This is a genomic window from Janthinobacterium salmonicoloratum (genome assembly GCF_051380845.1).
In the GTDB taxonomy this organism is placed as follows: domain Bacteria; phylum Pseudomonadota; class Gammaproteobacteria; order Burkholderiales; family Burkholderiaceae_D; genus Janthinobacterium; species Janthinobacterium lividum_F.
Genome location: NZ_JBNYXV010000004.1, coordinates 372,649 through 397,364 on the forward strand (window position 1 = coordinate 372,649; position 24,716 = coordinate 397,364).

General features: G+C 59.6%; 19 protein-coding genes. 6 read left to right on the forward strand and 13 right to left on the reverse strand.

From position 1 onward, the window contains the following. Positions 1 to 5 precede the first annotated feature (5 nt). The 11 genes from ACQ4WY_RS21320 to ACQ4WY_RS21370 form a co-directional block, all read right to left on the reverse strand. Entirely contained in the window at positions 6 to 1,622 is a 1,617-nt protein-coding gene (locus ACQ4WY_RS21320; RefSeq protein WP_436505788.1) for a type VI lipase adapter Tla3 domain-containing protein, read from the reverse strand. Positions 1,623 to 1,679: 57 nt separating this feature from the next. Next, complete coding sequence (locus ACQ4WY_RS21325) at positions 1,680 to 3,980, reverse strand: T6SS effector phospholipase Tle3 domain-containing protein (protein ID WP_436505789.1); 2,301 nt, start codon at positions 3,978 to 3,980, stop codon at positions 1,680 to 1,682. A gap of 18 nt (positions 3,981 to 3,998) precedes the next feature. Beyond that, positions 3,999 to 6,794: a type VI secretion system Vgr family protein gene (locus tag ACQ4WY_RS21330; RefSeq protein ID WP_436505790.1), complete on the reverse strand. Its 2,796-nt coding sequence runs from the start codon at positions 6,792 to 6,794 to the stop codon at positions 3,999 to 4,001. A gap of 81 nt (positions 6,795 to 6,875) precedes the next feature. Further along, the gene (locus tag ACQ4WY_RS21335; protein WP_436505791.1) at positions 6,876 to 7,739 is read right to left on the reverse strand and encodes a hypothetical protein; all 864 of its coding nucleotides are present in this window, start codon (positions 7,737 to 7,739) and stop codon (positions 6,876 to 6,878) included. Positions 7,740 to 7,815: 76 nt separating this feature from the next. Beyond that, positions 7,816 to 8,811, reverse strand: a complete 996-nt coding sequence (locus ACQ4WY_RS21340) for an extracellular catalytic domain type 1 short-chain-length polyhydroxyalkanoate depolymerase (RefSeq protein WP_436505792.1) — start codon at positions 8,809 to 8,811, stop codon at positions 7,816 to 7,818. Between the two features lie 84 nt (positions 8,812 to 8,895). After that, positions 8,896 to 11,100 carry a TonB-dependent receptor gene (locus ACQ4WY_RS21345; protein WP_436505793.1) on the reverse strand — a complete coding sequence of 735 codons (2,205 nt, stop codon included), beginning with the start codon at positions 11,098 to 11,100 and terminating at the stop codon, positions 8,896 to 8,898. Between the two features lie 147 nt (positions 11,101 to 11,247). Next, on the reverse strand, positions 11,248 to 12,042 hold the full coding sequence (locus ACQ4WY_RS21350) for an alpha/beta fold hydrolase (RefSeq protein WP_436505795.1): 795 nt from the start codon (positions 12,040 to 12,042) through the stop codon (positions 11,248 to 11,250). Between the two features lie 116 nt (positions 12,043 to 12,158). Then, positions 12,159 to 12,797: a TetR/AcrR family transcriptional regulator gene (locus ACQ4WY_RS21355; protein WP_436505796.1), complete on the reverse strand. Its 639-nt coding sequence runs from the start codon at positions 12,795 to 12,797 to the stop codon at positions 12,159 to 12,161. A gap of 108 nt (positions 12,798 to 12,905) precedes the next feature. Next, positions 12,906 to 13,862, reverse strand: coding sequence for a bifunctional helix-turn-helix transcriptional regulator/GNAT family N-acetyltransferase (locus ACQ4WY_RS21360; RefSeq protein WP_436505797.1), 957 nt, complete (start codon positions 13,860 to 13,862; stop codon positions 12,906 to 12,908). 99 nt (positions 13,863 to 13,961) lie between these two features. Continuing rightward, a complete protein-coding gene (locus ACQ4WY_RS21365) occupies positions 13,962 to 14,387 on the reverse strand; it encodes a hypothetical protein (RefSeq protein WP_436505798.1) in 426 nt (141 codons plus the stop codon). A gap of 27 nt (positions 14,388 to 14,414) precedes the next feature. After that, entirely contained in the window at positions 14,415 to 14,840 is a 426-nt protein-coding gene (locus ACQ4WY_RS21370) for a hypothetical protein (protein WP_436505800.1), read from the reverse strand. Positions 14,841 to 15,011: 171 nt separating this feature from the next. Here ACQ4WY_RS21370 and ACQ4WY_RS21375 point away from each other — a divergent pair, with 171 nt between their 5' ends. Continuing rightward, positions 15,012 to 16,160 (forward strand): Lcl C-terminal domain-containing protein, encoded by a 1,149-nt coding sequence (locus tag ACQ4WY_RS21375; RefSeq protein WP_436505801.1) that lies wholly within the window; start codon positions 15,012 to 15,014, stop codon positions 16,158 to 16,160. A gap of 40 nt (positions 16,161 to 16,200) precedes the next feature. Further along, positions 16,201 to 16,719 (forward strand): hypothetical protein, encoded by a 519-nt coding sequence (locus ACQ4WY_RS21380; RefSeq protein WP_436505802.1) that lies wholly within the window; start codon positions 16,201 to 16,203, stop codon positions 16,717 to 16,719. Between the two features lie 14 nt (positions 16,720 to 16,733). Here the strand turns inward: ACQ4WY_RS21380 and ACQ4WY_RS21385 are convergent, their stop codons facing one another. Then, positions 16,734 to 17,450, reverse strand: a complete 717-nt coding sequence (locus ACQ4WY_RS21385; RefSeq protein ID WP_436505803.1) for an SDR family oxidoreductase — start codon at positions 17,448 to 17,450, stop codon at positions 16,734 to 16,736. A gap of 151 nt (positions 17,451 to 17,601) precedes the next feature. On the opposite strand from ACQ4WY_RS21385, the gene ACQ4WY_RS21390 reads away from it, so the two are divergent. After that, the gene (locus ACQ4WY_RS21390; protein ID WP_436505805.1) at positions 17,602 to 18,906 is read left to right on the forward strand and encodes an MFS transporter; all 1,305 of its coding nucleotides are present in this window, start codon (positions 17,602 to 17,604) and stop codon (positions 18,904 to 18,906) included. Between the two features lie 57 nt (positions 18,907 to 18,963). Here the strand turns inward: ACQ4WY_RS21390 and ACQ4WY_RS21395 are convergent, their stop codons facing one another. Continuing rightward, entirely contained in the window at positions 18,964 to 19,377 is a 414-nt protein-coding gene (locus ACQ4WY_RS21395; RefSeq protein ID WP_436505806.1) for an SMI1/KNR4 family protein, read from the reverse strand. Between the two features lie 380 nt (positions 19,378 to 19,757). Between ACQ4WY_RS21395 and ACQ4WY_RS21400 the strand changes: the two genes are divergently transcribed. The 3 genes from ACQ4WY_RS21400 to ACQ4WY_RS21410 all read left to right on the forward strand — a co-directional run bounded on the left by ACQ4WY_RS21400 (position 19,758) and on the right by ACQ4WY_RS21410 (position 24,524). Then, positions 19,758 to 21,338, forward strand: coding sequence for an isocitrate lyase (locus tag ACQ4WY_RS21400; protein WP_436505808.1), 1,581 nt, complete (start codon positions 19,758 to 19,760; stop codon positions 21,336 to 21,338). 730 nt (positions 21,339 to 22,068) lie between these two features. Then, on the forward strand, positions 22,069 to 22,794 hold the full coding sequence (locus ACQ4WY_RS21405; protein WP_436505809.1) for a LemA family protein: 726 nt from the start codon (positions 22,069 to 22,071) through the stop codon (positions 22,792 to 22,794). Continuing rightward, positions 22,791 to 24,524 (forward strand): MAG1210 family protein, encoded by a 1,734-nt coding sequence (locus tag ACQ4WY_RS21410; protein WP_436505810.1) that lies wholly within the window; start codon positions 22,791 to 22,793, stop codon positions 24,522 to 24,524. Before ACQ4WY_RS21405 ends, ACQ4WY_RS21410 begins: the two co-directional genes overlap by 4 nt. Positions 24,525 to 24,716: the final 192 nt, after the last annotated feature.

Sequence of the window (24,716 nt, forward strand, 5' to 3'; positions counted from 1 at the left end):
CCGAATTATTGTCCCGCCTGGCTTTCCAGGATGGCTTCCACCGATGGCGCCGCGTAGTTGGCCGAGTCGACGGCGGGCGTGATGCGACTGCGGAAGATATCGCCATTGGCATCCTGCTGCTGGCGTTTGGCATCCGATGGCGGCGTGATGAAGATGATGCTGGCTTCATTGCCGTCGCGTAAGTTAATCGCCGCACTGGCGCCACCGTCGAGATAGCTGCCCATCACACCGATGGCCATCTGCATGAACCAGGTGGCCGCACCGGTATTGCCCAGGCGATGATCGGTATTAATGAACTGCGCGCTTTTGCCGCTGTCGATTTCCGGCCCGCCCTGCGCCGCGTAGTCGTGCAGCATGCTTTCCAACATCAGCAACTGGTCCGGCTGATTTCCCGTGCCGGCCACGATGCGCGCTGGTCCGTTGCGACGCTCCGTTTCAGGCAAAGTCTGCAGCGCCTGCTGCCAGCCAGCATTGAACACCTTCTGGCGCTGGTCACGCCGCGTGACGGGCTTGCCCTCTTCATCCGCGAATTTGACAAATACAGGCCGATGCACGAAACCGAACGAGGGCAGACGGTCGAAGGTTTCCATCTGTTCCCGGTTCCAGGGAATGGGGAACCACGGCGTCGGTTTCCAGTCGCGCGGAGGACGATTTTCCCAGGGGTTGAGTTTGTCGAAGGTGTGCAAGCCCACGCCGCGGATATCGGGCCGCTGGGCAAAGGCGGCGGCAGCGGCGAGCCATTCGGCGACGGTGGGTTGACGTTCGCTAAAGGCTTCGGGCCGCTGCTGTTTCGCGCGTGAAGGCAGCGACTGCATGACGTCGTAATACATGCCACGCAGTTTCTCTTGGACGAACTTATTCTCCGGGTCATCCCATACAAATGGGCGCAACGGTTCTATTCGTTCGCGGCGTGCCAGGATGAATACCGCCGTGGCATCAGGCATATCTGGGATGAAATATCCATTTACCAATTTCCTTGCAGTGCCTGGCTTACGATTACCATCCCGCGTGCCAACGCTGTCCTCGGAATGTAAGGCGACGTAGGGTACGTCAGGATGCTTGTCGAAAAAATCAAATACGTCAATAAGCAATTGGTCAGGATGTTCATCCAGCTTCCATGAAGCCAAGGAAAATAGGTGCAAGGGCATTCCCCCCGTGCCAGCGCCAGCCACGAGTCCCGCCATCGGCTCAATCAAACTCGGTTGTGCATTCGGGTCAAGAATGGGGATTCCTGCATAAAACGAAGGTAGGTTCCAATACATCGGAGTAAAATTGATGCCATTTTCCAGCGCATCGTAGGCTCTGCTACCACCGTCGCCATCCTTGTCATCACCCGTCCATGGATACTTCTTGGGATCTTGTTCGCGTATGCTGGTGTAAGGACTTCCTGTTTGCAAGGCATCCCACAGCTTTCCTTGCCGATACTTATCCAGAGTAACGCCAAGTCCAATCACCTCCAGTACATACTCCCGCACCGGTTCCACAGGCACCTTTGGCTGTTTCGCCTGCAACTGTGACGCAATTTCACGCGCCTGACTCTTCGATAAGGCATTGAGCCACAACAAACCAAAAAATAAAATTACAATAACTATCGACATTCCCAACCAACGAAGCGTCATCATGGCCATCACCTTTTGGTCTGCAATCCCGGAGAAACGATAATCAGTCAAAGCATGTTGCTACCGACGAGGCTTCGACATTTCATTTATTTTGCTTTTTCCCTCACTGCTCACTACCTTTATATTTTTGGTTTTTGACACTACAATTTTCCACAACGGCCCTGATAGCAAGGGCAATCCTACAGGCAAGATTCCTGTGTTGTAATAGTCAATGCTGCCATTGATCGCAGTACTTCTCCATCCGGGCTCTACGGATAAATATGGCGCGAACTCCAATATGAACTTTTCTTTTATCCGTATTCCCTTACGCCCTTTATCGCCGTTCTTTAGGTCCTTCACTCGCCAATCCGCCACCGCACACAGATACGCATAAAACTGCGGATCCGACGACGCCTTGCCGCTGCCAATCGCCACGTCATACGCGGTCACCTGGCTATGATTTTTCGCGCTACCGATAATGGAACTGTGGAAAGATTTGGCACTGACTTCCCGCTGCCAGCGCAAGCGTGCCTCGTTCGGACTTTCTTGAATTTTCGCCACGACATTACTGTCAGGGTAACGTTGCGCCGAGACAATCTCGCGTTGATCAAGCTTGTCTTTCACGTCCAGTCCTTTTTCCTTGTTGTAGCTTGCCGTCATCAATGCCAGCTCTCGTGGACTGAGGTGTTCCACCCTTTCGGGAAACTTTTGGTAGCCGCCCGGATCAGGACGATATTCGCTGCGCAGCTGCATGCCAGTCCCGCTCGTCAGTGCAACCGTAGCATCGCAGGGATCGACCTCCTCCGCCGGTCCCTGATCGGTAACAGAACGGTTTCTCATCATGGACGTTGCCGGGATATTCGCCGGCTCGATTTGCGCTGTGCCGCGCAGGTCGGCGGCTACAGGCTGTTTCAATACTTCGCCCGTGATGGTGCGTATGCCATTGCGCTGCTCTATCTTGCTCAACCTGGTATTGACAGGCCATGCCACCGCTTGATGTTGTGCACGGTGTTTTCGCAGAGAAACCTCCACATGCGACTGCTCGGTTTCCTTCGGCAGGCGCAACGGGAAATCAAAAGGCGGCGGCTTGCCTACCAACGACACCGTGGTCTTTCCAGTGGCCGGATCAAGGCGGGTCTTGTCGCTGAATACCCGCTGATAAAATCTGCCACCCAATTCCGCCAGCGCGCCGCGTATCTGCTTGTGTTCCACCATCTTGGTATGTCCGGAGGAAATACTGTACCCATCAAGACTGGATGTCTCCTCTTCTTCCACCAATTCACTTCCCAATGCCTGATCGGGCACGCCATCCCACCCTATGCCCTGGATGTTATCTAGCGCCACCGTCATGTCTTCAGGGCAAAAATACAGATAAACCTTACGGCGGTTGTCGCGGTCGTCGGCACTCTGCCAGCGGCTGCCGACCATGCCATGATGATCGTCCTTCTTCAGGTCCGCAAACGGCGGCATGCAGGGCTGACCGTTACCCTTCGCCACGCCGGCAACAATATTCACTAATGTCTTCAGGCGCGCACCCAGCGTCTGCGCACCACCGAGCAAATGGTAATAGGGCTTCATCGCCGCATCCTCGCCACCGTCGAACCAGGCGGCACCTCGCATCAACAGAGGCAGGCTGTCCACCAGGCTGTATGGCGGATGCGTAAGTATCAGATTATCGGCCGGCGCCAGCCCCTTCTCCATCAGCATGGCTTGCGCCAGCAGCGACAGCAGGCAACCCTGGCTGTGCGCAACGATGCTGACGGTATCATCCGCATCGTAATCGCGGATCATGGAAATGAGTACGGCCAGCCGCTGGGCCGCCAGCACCATGTACATGCGGCCGGGCGCCGTCCTCAATGGACGCAAGGCATCACCCATGGGATCGACTGGCGCATAGATACCCGGACGCCACATATCGGGCAAATTGCTGGTGGCGTTGCCGAAAGAACCGCCTTCCTTGGACAGATCCTTGTCGAGGCGGTTGCCGTAGCGGTCAACAAACTGGCCATTGATGGTGCTACTCTTGCCTTCCATTTCACGGTAGCCCCAGTAAAACGGAATCACGGGGCTGTTGGTGTCCTTGGCTATCGTGCGCTTGAAAAAGACGGCGTCTGGATCAGCTTCCAGCTTGTCCTTGTCCGCCGCCACTGGCATGCGGTAAGAAGCTGGCGTAAAGCCGCGCCCCAGCCTTTGCGTCAAGCCTTCGCACAAGCCATGTTCCACCGCCTGGTAGCTGACGCCCACGTCGTTGACGCCGTGAATAACGATAATATTGCCCGGCAGGTTGCGGCGTATTTTCACCTTCTTGCAGACGGTGCGTTCGCAATGCAGGATCGCCACGTCGTCACCCACCACGTACGGCACTTTTGGATAGCTGCCCATCGCACTCCCCTGGCGTCATCAATCCTTGTTGTTGAATACTTCGATGGCGGCCAAGTGCATCACTGCACGCTCCAGCACCTCCGTCCTGCCGCCTCCATCGCTGCGCCCATCGGCCGCTGACCCATCCCCCAGTTTCACGGCAAAGTGCGCCTGCGGTGTCAGTTGCGGTTCTGGCGGCACGCCATCGACGGGGCTGTCGTCGCCCTCGTATTGAAAAATGAATTGCTGGTCGGCCTTGCCTTCGGCAAAGCTTGGCAATTGCACGTCCATGCTTTGCGGGTCGTTGAAGATGAAGTCGGGCGCATTGAACTGCAGCGGCAACTTGCTGCCGAAGGTGATGCCGTCGGCGATGCGGATGAAAGCGCCATGCTTGGAAATCAACACAATTTCATCGGCCATGCCCGTCAGCTTGCCTTCGCTGGCGGTGAGCTTCAAATTTTTCGCCGCGTTAATGTCCATGTCGTCATGCTGGCTTTGCAGCAGGAACTTGCCATGATGCGCGATGGCGCGGATGCCGTCCGCGTGCGAAAACAGCGAGATGCCCTTACCCGCGTTCACGCTGTAGCGCTGACCTGCCACCGCTTGCAGGTGCTGCTGCGCCACCGTATCGATGCTGCCGGTGGCGTAGCTGACGATGGCCTTCGAACTGGCAAAGCTGATGCCCGCCGGCGCCGTGAGGGCAATCGCCGCGGCACCGCCCAGTTCGGCACGGGGCTGTGTATTGCTGCCGCCTTCCCAGCTTTTCAAGCTTTGCTGCAGCTCCTGCTGCGCTTCGTCCGCGTTCTCCAGCGCCTGATGCGTGGCAGCATAGCTGCCCAGCGAGCGAAACAATTCCAGGCAGTTTTCCATCAGACCCAGATATTCGCTGCGCGCCATGTGGCCGCCATCGCCGTTCAGGCGCTTCCAGGCCGAGATCAGCATGCCCTTGCCCGCCCGCATGGCCAACTGCTCGTCGGTGCGCAGTTCGGCACCCTCACCGCGCGCGTCGCCCTGACCATTGCGCCGATCCTGCGTCAGCCAGCCCAGATTGAGCTGGGTGGAACCATGATCGCTGGCAAGCTGGGCATTGATTTGCCCATGCACATCGTCAAAGCGCAGCTGGTTGCCACGCGTGCCCTTGATCTCGCGGCTCCTGATGCCGGACAAATAGCGGTTGCCGGGCAAGTCGCCTGCCTTGCTCAAGGCAACAGGCTGCGCGCTATGGTTGTACAACTGACCCACGATAATGGGCCGGTCCGGATCACCACCGAGGAAGGCCAGCAAGACTTCGCTGCCCACGCGGGGCAAACCCAGATAGCCGCATTGCTGCATGCTGCCGGGACCGTTGCCCGCCCAGCTCGACGCGACGCGCACCCAGGCCGAATCGGCATCCGTGTCGGAGGCGCCCGTGCCGCCTGCATGCTGGTGGTCCAGCGTGCGCGTGGCGGGAAAGCGCACCTTGACCCGGCCCATCGCATCGCAATGCACTTCTTCATTGGCCTGCCCTACCACCACGGCGCTTTGCATGGTAACCGGCGGCAGGTCGATACGCGTGTCATATGCCGGGACGATGGGCACGCCGCGTCGCACAGCAGTCAGTTCAATATGCATGCGCAAGGGGCCATCGTCCACCGCCGCCGCCAGTTCGCGCTGCGGCTGCGATGCATCATCGGCCAGCCAATGGTTACGCGCGAACAGGCGTGCCACCCTGGCGGCAAGCTCCCTGGGTAAATTATTTTGCGCCGCCACTTGCAGCGACGTGACGACAAAATCGCGCTCGGCCACAGGCAAGGCGTCGATGTCTGGGTGATCGGCCAGGCTAAAGTATTCGCCAGGACACAGGTCGCGTACGCTGCCTTCGGCGTGAAAACAATGGCTCTCGTAATCGTGCTGTTGCATGGCCAGCATGCCCAGCTGACACAATGCCTCATGATCGTTGCCCGCGCGCGGCGGCAGCACGCGGTAATCATCAAGAGTGGCGGCAATGGCATTGCCATGCATGCCTTGTTGCCCCCGCCCCAAGGCATCGGCAGTCATGAATGGCCGCGCACGCGGGTATTCTTCATTCCAGCTATGGCGCGTCACCTTGCCAGCCTGCAGCTTGCGCACTTCGCTCCACGACGTCAGGGTGTCGCGCTCTTCGGTTGCCCGGTCCGCGTGATAGCGCACGGTGTCCGCCATGTTCTTTCGCAAGCCATCGGCGTGGTTGAACAACACCAGGGTATGCGCCGGCTCGGCATGTGCATTCGTATTGGCCTCGGCACGAAAAAACCAGGCGACGCCGCTGCGCTTGAGCAGGCGCCGCGCGAAAGCCGCATCGGATTCATTGTGCTGCATGACAAACTCGCGCTGCGGATACGTTTGCGCCTCGAAGAAATCGGCAAACGCATACTGGAAGGCGTGCGCCAGCACGGTATTGCTGCGTATCCATTCATCGAGCAGGGTCTTGACGATCTCGATATCCGTCAGGCGCCGGAAGACGCGCGTATTGCAGCGTTTTTCCATGATGGCGAAGGCGTCCGTCAGCACCAGCTGGTAACTGGCCAGCGCGCCATCGCTGTCACCGGCGCTCGCTTGCGTGACGATGCCGCAGACACTGCGCAGCTGGCCCTGGTCGGTGACGATATCGATAGCGGCGGGCAAGGCAATCAAACTACTGAGCGGCAAGTCGGCATGCGTCGAGACGCACAGCACGCGGTATTCGATGCCACCACAGATAGCTTCGCTGCCGGCGATGCGCTGCGGTATCAGCACACCTGCGGGCACCTTGGGCGAGACACCCAGGCGCAGGCGCAAGGGCCGCTGGTCACCCGATATCGACTCCTCACCACCCATGGCGTTCCCCTCATTCGCGCTTGCATCTAATCAAGCTGGAGAACCGACAATGCCATGGGACGGCAGGGAAATACTTGATATTTAGTAAGAACCCGGCAAGGTTTGCAATACTTCCATCAACCTTTGCCGCTTCGCCAGCAGGGCGGGATCAACCGCCGTCCACTGCTCCAGCCGCAACGCATACGCAGGCGTCTTCATCCAGCCGAACACTTCCGCCTTGTCTTCCTCGGGGCCGTAGGCCGCGTACAGGCTGACGAGGCCTGGCTGCGGGTGGCCCAGGTTCTGGAAGCCCTTGCCGTAAGCCGTGGCGCCGCCCTGGCCGTAGGCTGTGCCGGGCGGGTTCAGTGCCAGCCAGGCGGGGTCGCGGTAATAGAAATCGTTGAAAAGGCGGTATTCGATGAAGTGGTAATACTCGTGGTGCACGCGCAGCTCCATGCCCGATGGACACAGGGCGGCCAGCATGTTGTCGGCGTAGACGACGCTGTCGATTTCCGGCGCCGGCATGGCCAGGCGGCGCTGGCCGTCCACGCTCAAGTCTTTCACCAGCACGACGTGGCGCAAGCCCGTGCGCGCGAAGACGCCGGCCGGGTAGCGTTCCATGGCCGGCAAGACGATGCTGAGCAACAATTGCAGTCCGGCGCGGTCTTCTTCCGACTCCGTAAAGGCGTGTGCCGCGCTGCCGGGCATGGACAAGGTCCAGGCGGGCGCCAGCTGCAAGGCCGCCAGGCGCGCCGTGGCGATCGCCTGCAGTTGCGCCACGCTGGCGTCCCTGGGGGCGACGGGCGCGTAGCGCACGCTCCAGTCGCATTCGCTGCGCATGCTGTCTTGCTGGGCAGCACGCTCGAACGCTTGCGCGTAAGCCGCCGATGGCGTGGACGGGCCGACACTGGCACAAGCGGATAGCAATACGGCGGCAAGGCAGGACAGCAGGCGGCAAGCAGGCATGGGATTTTTCACAGGCATAAAAAATGGGGCACAATCGCTGCGCCCCATTGTACAAGCTGCACATTTCCTCACAGTATCAGCGCTGGTAATTCTTGAAGAAATTCCAGCTGATCACGGTGGCGTCCGGTCCCAGCTCATCGCTGAATGGCCAACCAGGAGGGCCGCCGCTCCACGCGTGGTTCATGCCCTCGACCGTGTACTTTTGCGCGATGACGGCGCCGTTGTGCAGGTACGTGTCGATGGAATAGCTGCGGCCGTACGGCACCGTCTGGCGCACGATGCTGTCGGCACGGTAGCGCACGCTGTCATTGTCGAGGCCATCGTCGCCGTAATCGCTGGTCTGCAGGAATTGCTCGATGGTTTGCTCGCCGTTGACGGGATTGACGACGATGTCGGAAGTGCCGTGGAACACCATCGTCGGCATCAGCCGGCGCGGCGAACCGGAGCAGCGCCAGGCATCCTTGCCGCGCACCTTCGGATCGAAGGAACTGCCGTTGAAGAGGGAATCGGCGGCCGTGAGCATGCCGATGGCGCCCTTGTACATGCCGCCCGAATGCACCATCACGGCAGCGAACACGTCCGAGTAACAGGCGGCCATGATGGAGGCCATGGCGCCACCCGCCGAGATGCCCGTCACATACACGCGGCTCTCCTGCACCGCATACTTGTTCTTGACCTTGTTCAAGATGCCCATCAGCACGGCCGGTTCGCCCGTGCCCCGCTCCTGGTTCAACGGCAACATGAAATTCCAGCAGCGCATGGGGTTGGCCGTGGCGTTCTGGCGCGGATAGACGACGATGAAATTCTCGCTGTCGGCCAGCTGGTTGTAGCGGCTGACGGCGGCCATGCTGTTGGGCTCGGAACCGCAGCCGTGCAGCATCAGCACTACGGGCAGCGGCGTGTTCGGATTGTAATTGCTCGGTAGCCAGACCTGGTATTCGCGTGTACCCCACAGGCTCGCGTACAGGCCGAAGTCCCACTGCCCGGCGGAAGCCGGCAGCGCGGCCAGCAAGCCGCAGGCGGCGATGATTGCAGATAACAAGTGACGCAGTTGCTGATTCAGATGTGCCATGCCAGTCTCCTGATTATTATTAACGACGAAAACAGCGACAACGAACCGGCTTGACGCCCGTCAAGCCGGCACTTCTACAACCTCTTAAAATTTGTAGCCTGCCTTGGCGATGATCTGGCGTGGCGGGCCATAGAAACCGTCGAGGATGAACACGGCCGGAATGTTGTAGCCATCCGTGCGGTAACGTTTGTTGCCCAGGTTGCTGCCATGCAGGCTGAATGTCCAGTTCTTCGGCGCTTCCCAGACGACGCCAGCCGTCCAGATGCTGTAGCCGCCCTGCGCCAGGGTTTCGCTCAAGTCCGTGGTCGGATACACCTTGCTGCGGTAGCCATAGCCGACCATGCTGCGCAAGGCGCCGCCGAACACATTGCGGTCCGTGCGCGTCAGGTTCAAGCCCACTTGCCGGCGCGGCGTGTTGCTGAACTTTTGCGTGTCCGCAATGTTCTTGCCGCCGCTCATGAACTCGTCATAGCCGGCGTTCAGCAGGGCCAGGAATCCGTTGACTTCCCACTCGCGGTTTGGCCGCCACGAAAATTCGAACTCGGCCCCTTTCACGGTCGCCTTGCCAGCATTCGTGAAGTCGCCATAGAAGCCCGGCACGCCGCCCGGCTGCACATAGCTGGTGAAGACGGACAGCTGGATATCCTTGTAGCGGTTGTAGAACAAGGCCACGTTGGCGTCAAACGTATCGTCCGGCGCCGCGTACTTCATGCCCACTTCCAGCGCGTCGAGTTTTTCATCCTTGTACGGCCGCGCGGAATCGGGCACCACCAGGTTGTTGGCACGCACGTTGTAGCCACCCGACTTGAAGCCGCGCGACAGGTTGCTGTAGAAATTCGTCGTCTTCGACGCTTCATAGCGCACGGAGAGTTTCGGCGAGGTATTGCTGACGGAAAGCGACTTGTCGAAGTCGGCCGCCGTCTGGATAGGCCGCGTAAAGCCCACGTCGGCAAAAGCGCGGTTGAGCACGATGGCGCGCTTTTCCTCGCGCGTATGGCGCAAGCCCGCATTGATGCTCCACACCTTGCCCAGCGGCCAGGTCCAGTCCGTGTACAGCGCCGTGCTGTCCGTCTCCACCGTGCTGACGGCGGCCGTGAACTGGCGCCCCAGAAAGTTGTTGTAAATGCCGCCGCCGGCCGTGCCTTCGAAGCGGTACAGGCCGATCACGCCGGCGCCGTAGTCGCCGCTGTACGAGGCCTGCAATTCCAGGCTCTTCTGCTCGTCGCGCGAGTCGCCGAACACGTCGGCAATCGGCTGCGGCAAGCCGTCGAAGTCGATGGTTTGCTCGGACGTGCTGCGTCGCTTGGCGCCGATCACTTTCACGGACCATTCGTTCGACAAGGTGTAGTTGGCCACCAGTGAGCCGCCCCGGTTGTGCGTGAAGTTGTTGCCAGGCATGCCGCTCTGGATGTCATACGCGTCCTTGCTGGCAGGCCGCTTGAGCGGGTCGAAAGCGCTCACGCCCATGCGCTGGAAGCCGCGCACGCCCGATTTATCGTCCGTGGCGTCCAGGCTCAGCACAACAGTCAAGGGTATGTCCTGCGGAAAGTAGCCGATGGACAGCCGCGCGGCCGTACTGTCCTGGTCGCTGACCTGCTCGCCATTGAAGGTGTTGCGGCCGAAACCGTCGCGGTCCAGTTTGGCAGCCGCCAGGCGCGCGCGCCAGGTGCCGTTCTCGTTGGCCAGGTTGAAGGCGGCCTTGAAGTTGCGCTGGTTGTAATTACCGATGCCCACTTCCGCCGAAGCGCCGTTTTCCTTCGCCAAGGGTCGCGAGATGTACTTAATGGCGCCGCCGATGGTGTTCTTGCCGTACAGGGTGCCTTGCGGGCCGCGCAGCACTTCGATGCGCTGCACGTCGAACACGTCGAGCAGCGCGCCTTGCGGACGGGCCATGTAGACGTCGTCAAAATAAATGCCCACGCCCGGGTCCACGCCCCAGACGGGATCGGCCTGGCCCACGCCGCGAATGAAGGCCGTCAGGGTGGTATTCGTGCCGCGCGAGGCGTACACGGTCAGGTTCGGCACGCGCTCCTGCAAGTCGGCCAGGTTCTGGATATTCGCCCGTTCCAGGGCCTTGGCGGAAAACGCCGTGACGGCCAGCGGCACGTCCTGCAGGCGCTCTTCGCGGCGGCGGGCAGAGACCGTCACGGTTTCCATGCGTTCTTTCGCATCGCTGGCTTCCTGGGCACTGACTGCGATGGCAGGGCTGGTTTCCTGCGCCTGGGCCTGGGTGGCAAATGCGCCGGCAACGGCGAGGGCGGCGGGCAATAATTTCAAAGCAAGTTTCATAGCGTCTCCAATGTCAGGCTTGCTTGCCACCAGGGAGGACGGCCGGACTCCAGCATCGCAAGACGTAACGGTACCCGCGCGCGTGAAGCGAGCACCTGCCCTGCGACGACTGAAGCCGGCCCTCTGCCCGTGCGGCGAGTGGCCTGTTTATTTTGAATGTGTAGTAAGGAAGGACTGCAACAAGGTATTCACACGCTGCGCCTGGTCCAGGGGCGTGGCGTGGCGCGAGTTCGCGATGATCTCGATCTCGCACTGCTGAAACTGAGCGGCAAAGGCCCGCTTGCTGGCGACGGGCGTGTAGTCCTGGTCGGCCGCCATGATGAAGACGGGCATGGCCAGGGCGTCAAAATGAATATCGATATCCCAGTGGAAAATGGCGTCCAGCGCGGCCAGATAGGCGCGCTTGTCCATGCCCGCCATTTGCGTGGCGAAGCGCTCGACGAGGGCTTGCTGGGCAGGATCGGGAAACAGTTTCTTGCCGATGATCTTGCCCATGGCTTTCAGGCCGAAAGTGGCGATCACCGTACGGCGCAGCCAGTAGGCGAACAGCAGCGCAGCCGGTTTGCTGCCCTGGAACGGTTGGGAATTGATCAGGCACAAGCTGGCCACCCGGCCGGGGGCGCGGTTGGCCATTTCCAGGCCCACCATGCCGCCCAGCGAAAAGCCGACGATGTGCGCACGCGGCACGTCGAGCTGGTCCATCAAGTTGAAGAGGTCGTTGGCGAAATCGCCGATCTGCCAGTCGCCGTTCGGCGCGGGACTGGCGCCATGGCCGCGCAAGTCGGGCACGATCAGGCGATAACGACTGCCGAGGGCGTCGATCTGCGGGCGCCAGTCTTCGGCGCAGGACCCCAGGCCGTGCAACAAAAACACGGGATCGCCCTGCCCCTTGCCGAGGTCGAGGTAATGCAATGGAACATCGGATGTCGTGTGACGCCGCATTCTGTCTCCTTGCTGTTGAACATGCTTTGTGTTCAGGTGCAGGAATATGTTTTCCTGCTGTTGGAAAACATAATACGGAATCCGAATTCCGATTTCAAGTTAAATCGATAAATATCTTAAGTCAGGTAATTTAAAGCAACACGCACCAGTTCATCTTCCAGTGCCGCGCCCGATAAAAAGGACAGCGAACCCGTCAAGGTGTGCTGGTTCAGGATGCCCAGCAGCACGGGCGGCACCACCATCATCGCCTGCGTGGGGTTCGGATGGCGGATGCTGGAGGACTTGCTGGCCAGCACGGCGACCGTGCGTTGCGAGATCAAATGATTGATCTGGTGCACCCTATCGCGAAATTGCGCATCCTGCGACGCGCGCGTGATCAAGGCCCGCAACACGCCGCTGCGCCCGCCATTCACGGCCACAAACATGGCTACCATGGCGCGGATGAAGTCTTCCAGGCTGCGCGTTTCCCACTGGCGCAACTCCGTCAGGGTCTCTACCTTTTCCACCATGTCGGAAAAAAAGCGCTGCAGCAGCAAACGGCTCAGGGTGTCCTTGTCGCCCAGCAAGCGATAAAACGTGCCCACCGAAGTTTCCGCCAGCCGGGCCAGGTCGGCCACGCCGATTTCATCGAAACGGTTTTCCGCCAGCAATTGTTCGCCCACCAGCAGCAGGCGCTCGAACGCTTGCTTGCTGCGCGCCTGGGTGGGCTCCGGTGGAACGATCATCTGCGGGAAGGGCATCGGAAAGGAAGGCATGCGGCGTCGGCGTCTTTGAATAGTGGAACCATAGTTCCGTTATTGGAAGCTCCTATTGTAACGCGTGAGACGGCCGATGGGGAGCGCCGCGTGGCGCCCTGGCGTGCGCTACCTGCCCTGCCACTCCATGTAGACGTCGGCGCGCTGGTAATGGGCGTCGCCGGCGGGCCGCGCCACGTGGGTAAAGCCGCTGCTTTCATACAGGCGGATGGCAGGCGCCAGTTTGCTGTTCGATTCCAGGAATAGCAGTTGCGCGCCGCTGGCCTCGAAGGCGTCGAAAGCCCGTTCGATCAGCCGGCGCGCGATGCCCAGGCCCTGGCATTCGGGCGTGACGGCCATCTTCGACAGCTCGATGCTGGCGTCGCCGGCGCGAATCAGGGCGCAAGTGCCGACGATCTTGCCGTCCAGGCGCGCGAGGAAAATCTGCCCGCCGTCGTCGAGGATGGAACGTTGCGGATCGGACAGCACCTTGTCGTCCAGCGCCTCGACATAAAAGTACCGTTCCAGCCATTCGATATTCAGGCGCTTGAAATCTGCCGCGTAGGGCGCCGCGTAATCGATGATCTCCACGGCGGCCCGCTCGCGCTGGCGCCGGCAGGCGGCGATCGTTTCGCCAAAGCCTTGCGCCTGCAAACGCGCTTCAGCCCGGTCCAGGCTGGCCATCAGTTGCGGCGTGCCCTGCTCGAACACGGCATCGACAGCCGCGCGCACATCGTCCCATAGGGGCGTCATGTTGCGCAGCAAGGCGTGCCCGGCGTCGGACAGCGCCAGCAGCCGGCGCCGCTCATCCTTGGCGTCCGGCATCTCCGTCACCACACCGGCGTCCAGCAGCTTACGCCCCAGCTGAACCACCACCGGATGCGTCTGGCCGATCTGCGCGGCCAGTGCCGTGATCGCCGTCGGGCCGTTGTCGCGCAGCAGTAGCAACAAGGGGAAACAGCGCGACGTCAACTCGACGCCGGCCGCCAGATAGCTGGTATCGACGCCGGCATACAGTTGATCGGAAAGACGACGCAGTCGGCTGGCCAGCATCAGCGAGCCATAGGTTTGCAAGTTGGAGGACATGATTAAGGGGGGTATATGTAAGTAGTTACGTATACCCTAACGTAAACCAGTTTCCTTGGTCAAGAAGAAGTATCCGCCACACAACAGCCTACGCCGATATCAGAATACGCCAGCCTCGCCCGCATCAAAGGCTTCCTTCCACAGATGGTAGCCCTCCAGTTCGCTTTCATGAACAGGTTCATGGCCAATCAATGACTGCCCCTCCGCCGCGCCCGGACTGCGATTCGGAGCGTGGCCTATCCTGACCGTCCAGCTGCCGTCAAGCGCAGCGGCCTGCGCCTCCTCGGCCGTGCCGAACTCGTATTCACCGTATGCACAGCCGATGATCAGCAGGTGATCGTCCTCCGTTGCCACGATGTCCTTGCCACCCATGTAAATCGCCTCGCCGCGGCCGACCTCGACTGTATCTATCTTCAACACCTTGGAAACAGAAAACTTGCCGCCCTCGTCTTGGGAAAGCAGCAGATCTCCTTGCTTGAAAGGAAAAGTTTTATAGTCGGGAGGGAAGAAATTTCCTGCAATCATGAGTACACCTTTCAGTTTATATTTACATCAATCTTCAACGGCCAGCGCCGCTTGCAGCCTGGCCCGGAACACCGCCCCGGCCATCTCGCCCAAAGTCGGCCACACCTGCGTCAGCCAGCGCTTGCCCGCCTCGCTCACCTCCACATACGGCGCGTCGCGCGTGGCGCACGCCAGGCCGATCGCGATGACTTGCCCCGCATCTTCCAGGCCACCCGCGATCATGGCGTCGATGGGCAAGGCGATCAGCTCAGCGGTCAAATGCGGACGCAGCAGGCAGGCAGGCGCGGTGATGGCGAACGATGCTTCCACATAATTCCAGCAATTGGTGGGCCAATGGGCGTTTTTCACATTTTCCAGGAAGACAGCATCACTGAGCGTTTCCGGATGGGCTTGCGCCTGCGCATAAAAGGCGGCTAGGGCGACGAGTTGTGGCGGGGAAGTCCAGGTGGGCATCAGTCATTGATCCAGGCATAGCCGCGCCAGGCTGGCGGCAATGGCGGACTGTAGCATGTTCAAGCGGCACGCTAAAACACGGCTGGCGCGGCATAATAATGCCCTTCGTCACTCCCGCCAGTCACACCGATGCCAACAGCCTTTGAACTCTGGAAAACCGAACTGCTTATCGTGGGCAACATCGTTCAGGATGGCGACAGCACCACAGCGCCCGATGAAGCCCAGCGGCGCTTCCAGCGCTACTGCGCCATGCTCGATACGCTGACGGGCAAGGAAGGCGCGCAATACGCGCTGGCCATCTTTCAATCCGTGCAAGCCGAACACGATTACGGCGCCTATCAGATAGCCAACCGCGCCGCCTGGCGCTACGGCGAGACGGCGTATTGCATGGCACTGCTGCATGAACTGCCGCGCCTGATCGCCACCTTGCCCGACTGGGCGGGCGAGTTTCTCGTCGGTATCGCCAATGGCGCCGGTACGCCCCACGCCTCGACCATCACCTGCTTCAACTCCCTGCTGGCCGGCGCGCCGCCCGCGCCTCAGGCGCTGATCGCGGCCTTTATTGCCGAGGAAGAAGACGGTGGCTGGTTCGAGCATTGCCCTGGCGTGCTGGGCGCCATTGCCAGCGAACGCTACGCAGGCATCATGCCTGGCCACGCTGGCGCCCCCAGCTACCAGCTGTTCCTGCTGCCCGGCGAAGGCGGCGCCCTGCCCTGGCAAGCCGCGCTCGACTGGGCCGCGGCGCGCAGCGCCTGCCTCCCCACGCGCAGCGAACTGGCCTTGCTGCACGCCAACTTGCGCGACGCCTTCCCGGATGCCTGGTACTGGTCGTCGGAAGCGGACGCCATCCTGCCCCGCCTGGCCTGGAGCCACGATTTCGATAACGGCACCCAATACAACTTTCGCAAGACCTACAGCGGCCGCGCCTGCGCCGTGCGCCGGGTCGAATTGGCGCCATCGGCGGCCGCACCCGTTCCCTTGCGGCAGGGCGAGCGCTATGCCGGCCTGATTCTCGGCAAGGATGGCGCGCCCGACTACCATCTGCTACTGCAGCCGGACAAGTTCGAGCAGGAGTACAACTCGTGGCAAGCCGTATCAAACTGGGCCGCCAGCCTCGGTCACAGCCTGCCCAGCCGGCGCGAGCAAACCTTGCTGTATGCGACATTGAAAGATGCATTCCGGCCCAACTGGCACTGGTCAAGCGAGCCGGGCGACATCGAGGACGAAGCCTGGTGCAAGGACTTTGACACGGGCGTCGCCTATCAGACTTTGCGCGAGTTCGACGGCTATGCGCGCTGCGTGCGCCGGGTGCTTGTATAGTGCGCGTTTGCTCAGCCGAGCTGTCCCATCAAGGAAACCCATGCTGATATCACTCGACGATCCCATCTGGCCCACCCTGGAAGGCGGCTACCGCATGCCCTACGACGTGGCAGAAGCGCTCAAGGCCATGCAGGCGGGCGAAGACGTCTGGCATGAGCTGTGGGAAGAGCTGCACCACCAGGGCGACGTGGGCGTCGCCTCGTATGCGGCCGTGCCCCAGCTCGTCCACATGCTGGGCGGCGCCGACTCGCGCGAGGAAGATTTTTATGCGCTCATCGCCCTGATCGAACTGGAACGCCACCGCCGGCACAATCCGCCCCTGCCAGACTGGCTGGCCGACAGCTACCATGATGCCTGGGCGCAACTGCCCGCCATCGCCGCACGCGACTTGCAGGGCCAGCTTGACCCCGTCATGCTGGAATCCGTGTTCGCCGTGCTGGCCCTTGCCAAGGGCAAGCTGCGGCTGGGCGCCTTGCTGCTGCAGATGGACTCCTCCGAAGCGGATGAGTGGCTGGAAGAGCGTCTCGGCTGGTCCGAGCTCTACGGAGAAAATGCATAAAGACTGGAAATAACCTAGAAACGCTCGTCGCGCAGCGCCGGCAGCACCAGCTCGCGCACGAACGAGGCATTCGACAGGTTCAGCAACATGCGCACGACGGCAACGACGTCATGCACAGGGATCAGCTCGCCCTCGCCCCGCGCGGCGGCGTCCGCCAGCGGTACGGACAAGCCATCGTAGGTATTCAGATAGCCCAGTTGCAGCGCCGTCACGGCCAGTCCCTGCGCACGGAAGCCTTCACGCAAGGCATCGGCGATGCCGTTCAGGGCGAATTTCGAGGCGCTGAACGTCACTTCCGGGCGGCCGCTCTGGCGCAGCCCGGACGTCGACCCCGTGAGTATCAGCTGCGGCTTGCTGCTGGCCAGCAAGCGGGGCACCAGGCGCTTGAGCAACAGGATGGTCGCCGTGATGTTGGTATTGACCATGTCGACGATGGTGTCGTCCGTATCGCCGAGGAAAGCGTACTCGTCGCTGAACGCCTTTTCTTCCCACACGCCCAGGTTGTAGATCACCGCGTCCAGTGCGGCGGGCGCTACACGCGCAATGCGTTCGACGGCCTCGGCGGGTGCTGCCAGGTCCGCCGCGATCCATTGCAGCTGCGTGCCCTGGCCAGCGGGCACGTCGGCAGGTTGCTGGCGCGATACGCCGATGACGGCATGTCCGTCAGCGAGCAAACCGTCCACCAGCGCGCGGCCCAGGCCGCGGCTCGCACCCACGATCATGATGTGCATACTGTGTCCTTTCCAATGAAGTCAACGCTGATGATAGCGGCGTTGTATTAAGCACAGCTGAGGCGACTGCCCATCCCCACGCGTTTACTCACGCGGCGGAAATGCGTATGCTAGGTCTGGCAATCTCCGATAACACACAAGAACGAGACACATGCCTACTTCCAACACCGCCGCAATCAACGCCGCAAGCCGTCCCCTCACCCAACAAGACTATAAGACCCTGTCGCTGGCCGCCCTGGGCGGCGCGCTGGAGTTCTACGATTTCATCATCTTCGTCTTCTTCGCCAACGCCATCGGCCAGCTGTTCTTCCCGCCGGAAATGCCGGAATGGCTGCGTTTGCTGCAAACCTTCGGCATCTTCGCCGCCGGCTACGTGGTGCGTCCGCTGGGCGGCATCGTCATGGCCCACTTCGGTGACTTGCTCGGCCGCAAGCGCATGTTCACCCTGTCCATCCTGATGATGGCCGTGCCGACCTTGCTGATCGGCCTGCTGCCCACGTATGCCACCATCGGCCTGGCCGCCCCGCTGCTGCTGCTCCTGATGCGCGTATTCCAGGGCGCGGCCGTGGGCGGCGAAGTGCCGGGCGCTTGGGTGTTTGTGTCCGAACACGTACCCAGCCGTTTTACGGGCTTTGCCTGCGGCGTGCTGACGGCTGGCCTGACTGTCGGTATTCTGCTCGGTTCGCTGGTAGCGACGGGCTTGAACACCGTTTACACGCCGGCGGAAATCACCGATGGCGCCTGGCGCTATCCGTTCTTGCTGGGTGGCATCTTCGGTTTTGGCGCCATGTATTTGCGCCGCTGGCTGCATGAAACCCCCGTCTTCGCGGAAATGCAGCAGCGCAAGGCCCTGGCGACGGAAATGCCATTGAAATCCGTGCTGCGCAGCCACCGGGGCGCCGTCTTCGTGTCGATGCTGCTGACCTGGATGCTGTCGGCCGGCATCGTCGTCGTCATTTTGATGACGCCTGCCCTGCTGCAAAAAATCCACCACATCGCGCCGCGCACCACCCTGGTGGCCAATACCGTGGCGACCCTCTGCCTGGCTTTCGGCTGCATCATCGCCGGCATGCTGGCCGACCGCCTGGGCGGCAAGCGCGTGATCTTCGTCGGTTCCGTGCTGCTGGCCATTTCCACGTATATCTTCTACACCACGGTCGGCAGCCGCCCCGACCTGCTGCTGCCCCTGTACGCCATGACGGGCCTGTTCGTCGGCGTCGTCGGCGCCGTGCCTTACGTGCTGGTGCAAGCGTTTCCCGCTCAGGTGCGCTTCTCGGGACTGTCGTTTTCCTACAACTTGTCGTACGCGATATTCGGCGGCCTGACGCCCGTGGTCGTGACCCTGATGCTGAAGAACAACGTGCTGGGCCCCGCCTATTACGTGATCGGCGTGTGCATGGTGGGCATGCTAACGGCGCTGTTCATCAAGGACCAGCGGCAGACCGTGGGACGCTAGATTCGCGCAGCGCGCGGGGGTGACTTCGTGCGCTGCAGCAGCTGCGCCGCAAGCAGATCAAGAAAAAAGCAATAAGAAGTCTTCAAAGGAGTTTGAAATCTTTCGCCAGTAATCATCGTCCCATAAGATGACAGAGGGCGCGCTCCGGGCGCCCCTGTAATCGAGACAGAATGGACTGCCGTCACCGGCCATGCCGAAACAAATGATTTCTGTAAAATCAATGATGTCCGGCGTGGCTCCGGACTCAGCACTGATACTTCCAGGCTCCCCATAGCAGCCATCGCCTACGAAACACGCCCCAAGCTTCGCTGTCTGGGCAGTCAATTCGACGGCATCCGTATAGATGTGAGCCAATTCCGTCTGCAAGACGTTACCGAAAGAATCGAGCTCTTCCTTCAATCCCAAATTGCAGAATCCTTCCGCATCCAGGTACCTTGCTGCAAAAGCAACATACTCGGTGGGTAAATTCATTCCGTTCATCTGCATCGTTGACGTTACCTTTCACAAGCGGAGCATGATATTAAAACAAATTTACCTCTACGCCATCTTCGGGTGGCATTTTTTTCGCCCGGATTTGTCGCGCTGCACCAAATTCTGAAAAAGCGTTTCACATCGCGGAATTTCAAACAAGAGACTCAGCCATGAGTGCTCTCACTTTTTGAAAATTCATTCCACATCCTGAAAAATTATAATTAAGCCGTTGAAAAACAAGGATTAAATTTAAGTTATATGTCTTATATAAGACTTGAACATCGACGCCAATCGGCCTACTATTTAGTCATGCAGTTCGCATCGACAAAGCGGCGCACTCGACGATTTTCTCAAACTTAGTTTTTCTTTAGGAGATACACATGTCCCAATATCAAGACGACATCAAGGCTGTTGCCGGTTTGAAAGAGCAACAAGGTAGCGCATGGAACGCCATCAATCCCGAGTCCGCCGCCCGCATGCGCGCCCAGAACAAGTTCAAGACCGGCCTGGACATCGCCCGCTACACGGCCAAGATCATGCGCAACGACATGGCTGCCTACGATGCGGACCCATCCAAATACACCCAGTCGCTCGGTTGCTGGCATGGTTTCATCGGTCAACAGAAGATGATCTCGATCAAGAAGCACTTCAACAGCACCGACCGCCGCTACCTCTACCTGTCCGGCTGGATGGTCGCCGCCCTGCGCTCCGAGTTCGGCCCGCTGCCAGACCAGTCGATGCATGAGAAAACCGCCGTCACCAGCTTGATACGCGAGCTGTACACCTTCCTGCGCCAGGCCGATGCACGCGAACTGGGCGGCCTGTTCCGCCAGTTGGACGCGGCCCAAGGCGCTGAGAAACAAGCGATCCAGGCCAAGATCGACGGCCACGTCACCCACGTCGTGCCCATCATCGCCGACATCGACGCCGGTTTCGGCAATGCCGAAGCGACCTACTTGCTGGCGAAACAGTTCATCGAAGCGGGTGCCTGCTGCATCCAGATCGAAAACCAGGTATCCGACGAGAAACAATGCGGCCACCAGGACGGTAAAGTCACGGTGCCGCACGAAGACTTCCTGGCCAAGATCCGCGCCATCCGCTACGCTTTCCTGGAACTGGGCGTGGACGACGGCATCATCGTCGCCCGCACCGATTCGCTGGGCGCCGGCCTGACCAAGCAAATCGCCGTCACCAATGAACCAGGCGACCTGGGCGACCAATACAACTCCTTCCTCGACTGCGAAGAAGTGTCGGCCGATGCACTGGGCAATGGCGATGTCATCATCAAGCGCGAAGGCAAGCTGCTGCGTCCAAAACGCCTGCCGAGCAACCTGTTCCAGTTCCGCGCCGGTACCGGCGAAGAGCGTTGCGTGCTCGACTGCATCACCTCGCTGCAAAACGGTGCCGACCTGCTGTGGATCGAAACGGAAAAACCGCATATCGCGCAAATCGGCGGCATGGTCAGCGAAATCCGCAAGGTCATCCCGAACGCCAAGCTGGTGTACAACAATAGCCCATCGTTCAACTGGACCCTGAACTTCCGCCAGCAGGTGTATGACATCATGAAGGCCGACGGCAAGGACGTGGCCGCCTACGAACGCGCCCAGCTGATGAGCGTGGAATACGATCAGACGGAACTGGCGATCACAGCCGACGAGAAAATCCGCACCTTCCAGGCCGACTCGGCCCGCGAAGCCGGCATCTTCCACCACCTGATCACCCTGCCGACCTACCACACGGCCGCCTTGTCGACCGACAACCTGGCCAAGGAATACTTCGGTGACCAAGGCATGCTGGGCTACGTAGCCGGCGTGCAGCGCAAGGAAATCCGCCAGGGCATCGCCTGCGTGAAACATCAAAACATGTCCGGTTCCGACATCGGCGACGACCACAAAGATTACTTCAGCGGCGAAGCTGCACTGAAGGCGGCTGGTAAAGACAACACCATGAATCAGTTCTGAGATTTTGGCTTGACTGTAAAGTGAGAGAGCCCGCTTCGGCGGGCTTTTTTCGTTAACCGAACGGCAATCCCGCTTGCTTATAGATGTTAATGCTTCATAGGCATATCGCGAATCGATAGCGCCGATGCTAACGGCAATCGATTTCGATATCGTTCTACCCGGCCGTGCTGGCATTCCTGTATTTAAATTCGTAAAAATTAATTAATACTGTCGTTCATCCAGCTCGACAGTGTTACTTCACCGCTGCATTTCAGCCCCTTCCTGCATTTCCTCTATTTGCCGATTGCAAAGCCTTAAAAAATTCTTGATCATTTATTTCTACGCAAAGTCTAGTCTGGCGCAGCCGAAGATACGGTGGAGGGCGGGGATTGCCTACCGGCCAAGAAGGAATTTATTGGGACGCTATGGCCGGCTGGAAGCGGGTGTACGTTATCCAGTGCCCCGCCTCCCTGCTGCCGGGTTTATGCAAGCGGCTGGCTGAAAGTCGCCGCACCGGAAAGTATCCAAGATTTTTCCCAAAACTTCACATGAAATATCGGCTTGGCCGCTCTTGATTGAGTCTCGTCCTTCAAGATATGATGACAAAAAAAATAATTTTGGGAAATTTACACAATACATCGACATTTCGCTCCCGCACTTAAAAAGCTAAAGCGAAATAATTTGCAACCGAGCGAGAAACGCTCAATAAAAAAACACTCAATACAAAGGATTTTCAAGCATGGCAAATGATTTGGACGAAGTAACTGGCCCGATAAATGAGCAGGGGCGCGACATCAACGTCATCAGCAAGCAGATTTCCGTCCAAGTCGGCACCGGGTCGCTAATATTTGAAATCGCCCTGTGGGCGGTCCTTCCGCTGATCGGAGGCTTGGCGCTGCTGACCGGTGCGTTGCCGCAAACGTACAGCTTGGCACTCCTGGTGCTGGGGGCACTGCCTGGCCTGGTCTTCCTGTTCATGAAGATCGCCGCCCTGGCGTATCTGCGCAAGCTGCAGCAGAAAATCCAGGCCGATGCTTCACAGATCGACAATTACCTGGAACAGCGCGTCGTCGTCCTGAACAACGTGGTTGGCCTGGTCGCAAAAGCGATCGACCTCGACAAGGACGTGATGAAGTCGGTAGCGGCTTACCGGAGCGGACAGAACGCCGATGCCGAACGCAATCAGGCATCCCAGAAAATCGACGGGATTTTTTCCCGCATCAGCCTGGCGTGCGAAGCCTATCCGGATCTGAAGGCACAAGCCGTCATCGCCGATGCCATGCGCCAGAACAGTTATCTGCAAAAGGAAGTGACCGCCGCGCGCACGCTGTATAACGATACCGTCGGCATGTGGAACCAGGACGTCTTTGCCTGGCCGACCAAGCAGATCGTTGCGGCGCGGCAAGGCTATACCACGCGCATTCCTTTCACTGCCTCCGCCGAAACCAAGGCTGCCGCCCGGAGCGTCTTCTTTTGATCAACGACGTCCATGAACCATTGGAGCAGTATTCTTTCCATTTCAAAAATGCTCACGCCAGCAATACGTCAGACTTTTTCGAAGACCTCGTGCGCCAGTCCGGCGTGGACGAGAACGCCAACATCACGACGGTGCAGGAACTACGCGTGCTCGAAAAGCAGGCCGCGAGCGCCGGTTCCAGCAACAAATGGTGGCGTATCCTGCGCGGCGCCAGCATCGTGGCCGCGCTACTGGCGGCACTCTATATCTACGCCTATCACGCATGGCCATGGCTCATGGTCCCGGCGATTGCGCTTGCCGTTGCGATTCATACGCTCAACCGCATCATCAATGATTCCGACGCGCAGTTAAAGCGGCTGCAGGAAGCCTGCGACGAAAAGCGTGCCGTGGCCTGGGGCCAGATGGTGCCGCTGAACCGCCTGTACGACTGGGATATCGTGGCGAAGCTGATGCAACAAACAGTGCCTCGCATCGCATTCGACCCGTATTTCAGCAACGGCCGCATGGAAGAGCTGCGCAACAGCTTTGGCTGGTATGGCAATCTTGGTGAGGACCACTCGATCGAGTTCTCGCACAGCGGCGTACTGAACGGCAACCCATTCATTCTTGCACGCACCTTGTCACACTCGATGGGCAGCAAGATATACCATGGCTCGCTGGCTATCAGCTGGACGGAACAGTACCGCAATTCGCAAGGCAAATCGGAAACCAGAACCCGCCACGAAACTCTGCGGGCATCGATCGAGCGTCCGATGCCCGAGTACGAAAACCAGACGTTTATCGTCTACGGCAACGAAGCGGCGCCGGATCTCGTGTTCAGCCGCCACCCGTCAAAACTCTCCCGCCTGGAGGACGGCTTCCTCGACAAATGGCGGAAGAATCGCGCCATCAAGAAGCTGGAAGAAAAGTCCCGCGATGTCGACGAGGGGCATACTTTTACGGTGATGGCCAACCGCGAATTCGACGCCTTGTTCGATGCCACGGACCGCAACCATGAAGTACAGTTCCGGCTGTTGTTCACGCCGTTGGCGCAACAGGAAATGCTCAAGCTGCTCAAGGATAGTCAAACAGGTTTTGGCGACACGTTCGTATTCGAAAAAACCCGCATGATCAACGTCCTGGAATCGGGACATATGCGCGCTACCGATATCAGCGGCGCCCCGGAGAAATTTTTTGCCTACGAACTCGCCCAGGCCCGCATGTTTTTCAACGCCTATCACAACGATTTCTTCAAGTCGTTCTACTTTGGGATCGCCCCGCTGCTTGCCATCCCATTGTACCAACAGCATCGACCGCACTCGGACATCTATAAAGACACTTATTCGCACAAACCCTGTTTCTGGGAGCATGAAGCGATTGCCAATTACCACGGCGAGGCGATGTTCAAGCATCCCGAGTGCGTCACGCGAAGTATCCTGAAGACCTCCATGCAACAAGAGACCGACGGATCGCAGAAAGTGCAGGTAACGGCCAGCGGCTTCCGAAGCGTCGCGCGAACCCATTACGTCTCGGTGAGAGGCGGAGATGGCCGCTCCCATCAAGTTCCAGTGCATTGGGACGAGTACTTCGAGGTCGAGAATAGCGCCAACATGCTGGTAAAGGAAACGGCTTCGCCAGGCAACACTGCTGCGGATGATGTCGCGTTGCCGCAGGCGTTTTCACAGCGCGGCATCGATGCCGAGAGGACTGTGCTTCGCCGGTCGATTGTTTCGGCGGTTTTGACTGGTTAGGGCACATTCGCGGATTACAGTGGCAGAAGTTGGCCGCTTCAGTATGAAATCACAAAGGAGCTCGTGGAATCACGGGCTTAATGAGATGGTCACCCTCCACCCTATAAGTTACTAAACTTGTAGGGTGTTTTCATTTCTGAAGGAGGCCATCATGGAAACCGTTACGCTCATCGGCATTGATCTCGGCAAACA

Bases quoted from the DNA above. Each gene is read 5' to 3' on its own strand.
- ACQ4WY_RS21320 (WP_436505788.1), bottom strand. From the start codon at position 1,622: ATGATGACGCTTCGTTGGTTGGGAATGTCGATAGTTATTGTAATTTTA.
- ACQ4WY_RS21325 (WP_436505789.1), bottom strand. From the start codon at position 3,980: ATGGGCAGCTATCCAAAAGTGCCGTACGTGGTGGGTGACGACGTGGCG.
- ACQ4WY_RS21330 (WP_436505790.1), bottom strand. From the start codon at position 6,794: ATGGGTGGTGAGGAGTCGATATCGGGTGACCAGCGGCCCTTGCGCCTG.
- ACQ4WY_RS21335 (WP_436505791.1), bottom strand. From the start codon at position 7,739: ATGCCTGCTTGCCGCCTGCTGTCCTGCCTTGCCGCCGTATTGCTATCC.
- ACQ4WY_RS21340 (WP_436505792.1), bottom strand. From the start codon at position 8,811: ATGGCACATCTGAATCAGCAACTGCGTCACTTGTTATCTGCAATCATC.
- ACQ4WY_RS21345 (WP_436505793.1), bottom strand. From the start codon at position 11,100: ATGAAACTTGCTTTGAAATTATTGCCCGCCGCCCTCGCCGTTGCCGGC.
- ACQ4WY_RS21350 (WP_436505795.1), bottom strand. From the start codon at position 12,042: ATGCGGCGTCACACGACATCCGATGTTCCATTGCATTACCTCGACCTC.
- ACQ4WY_RS21355 (WP_436505796.1), bottom strand. From the start codon at position 12,797: ATGCCTTCCTTTCCGATGCCCTTCCCGCAGATGATCGTTCCACCGGAG.
- ACQ4WY_RS21360 (WP_436505797.1), bottom strand. From the start codon at position 13,862: ATGTCCTCCAACTTGCAAACCTATGGCTCGCTGATGCTGGCCAGCCGA.
- ACQ4WY_RS21365 (WP_436505798.1), bottom strand. From the start codon at position 14,387: ATGATTGCAGGAAATTTCTTCCCTCCCGACTATAAAACTTTTCCTTTC.
- ACQ4WY_RS21370 (WP_436505800.1), bottom strand. From the start codon at position 14,840: ATGCCCACCTGGACTTCCCCGCCACAACTCGTCGCCCTAGCCGCCTTT.
- ACQ4WY_RS21380 (WP_436505802.1), top strand. From the start codon at position 16,201: ATGCTGATATCACTCGACGATCCCATCTGGCCCACCCTGGAAGGCGGC.
- ACQ4WY_RS21385 (WP_436505803.1), bottom strand. From the start codon at position 17,450: ATGCACATCATGATCGTGGGTGCGAGCCGCGGCCTGGGCCGCGCGCTG.
- ACQ4WY_RS21390 (WP_436505805.1), top strand. From the start codon at position 17,602: ATGCCTACTTCCAACACCGCCGCAATCAACGCCGCAAGCCGTCCCCTC.
- ACQ4WY_RS21395 (WP_436505806.1), bottom strand. From the start codon at position 19,377: ATGAATTTACCCACCGAGTATGTTGCTTTTGCAGCAAGGTACCTGGAT.
- ACQ4WY_RS21400 (WP_436505808.1), top strand. From the start codon at position 19,758: ATGTCCCAATATCAAGACGACATCAAGGCTGTTGCCGGTTTGAAAGAG.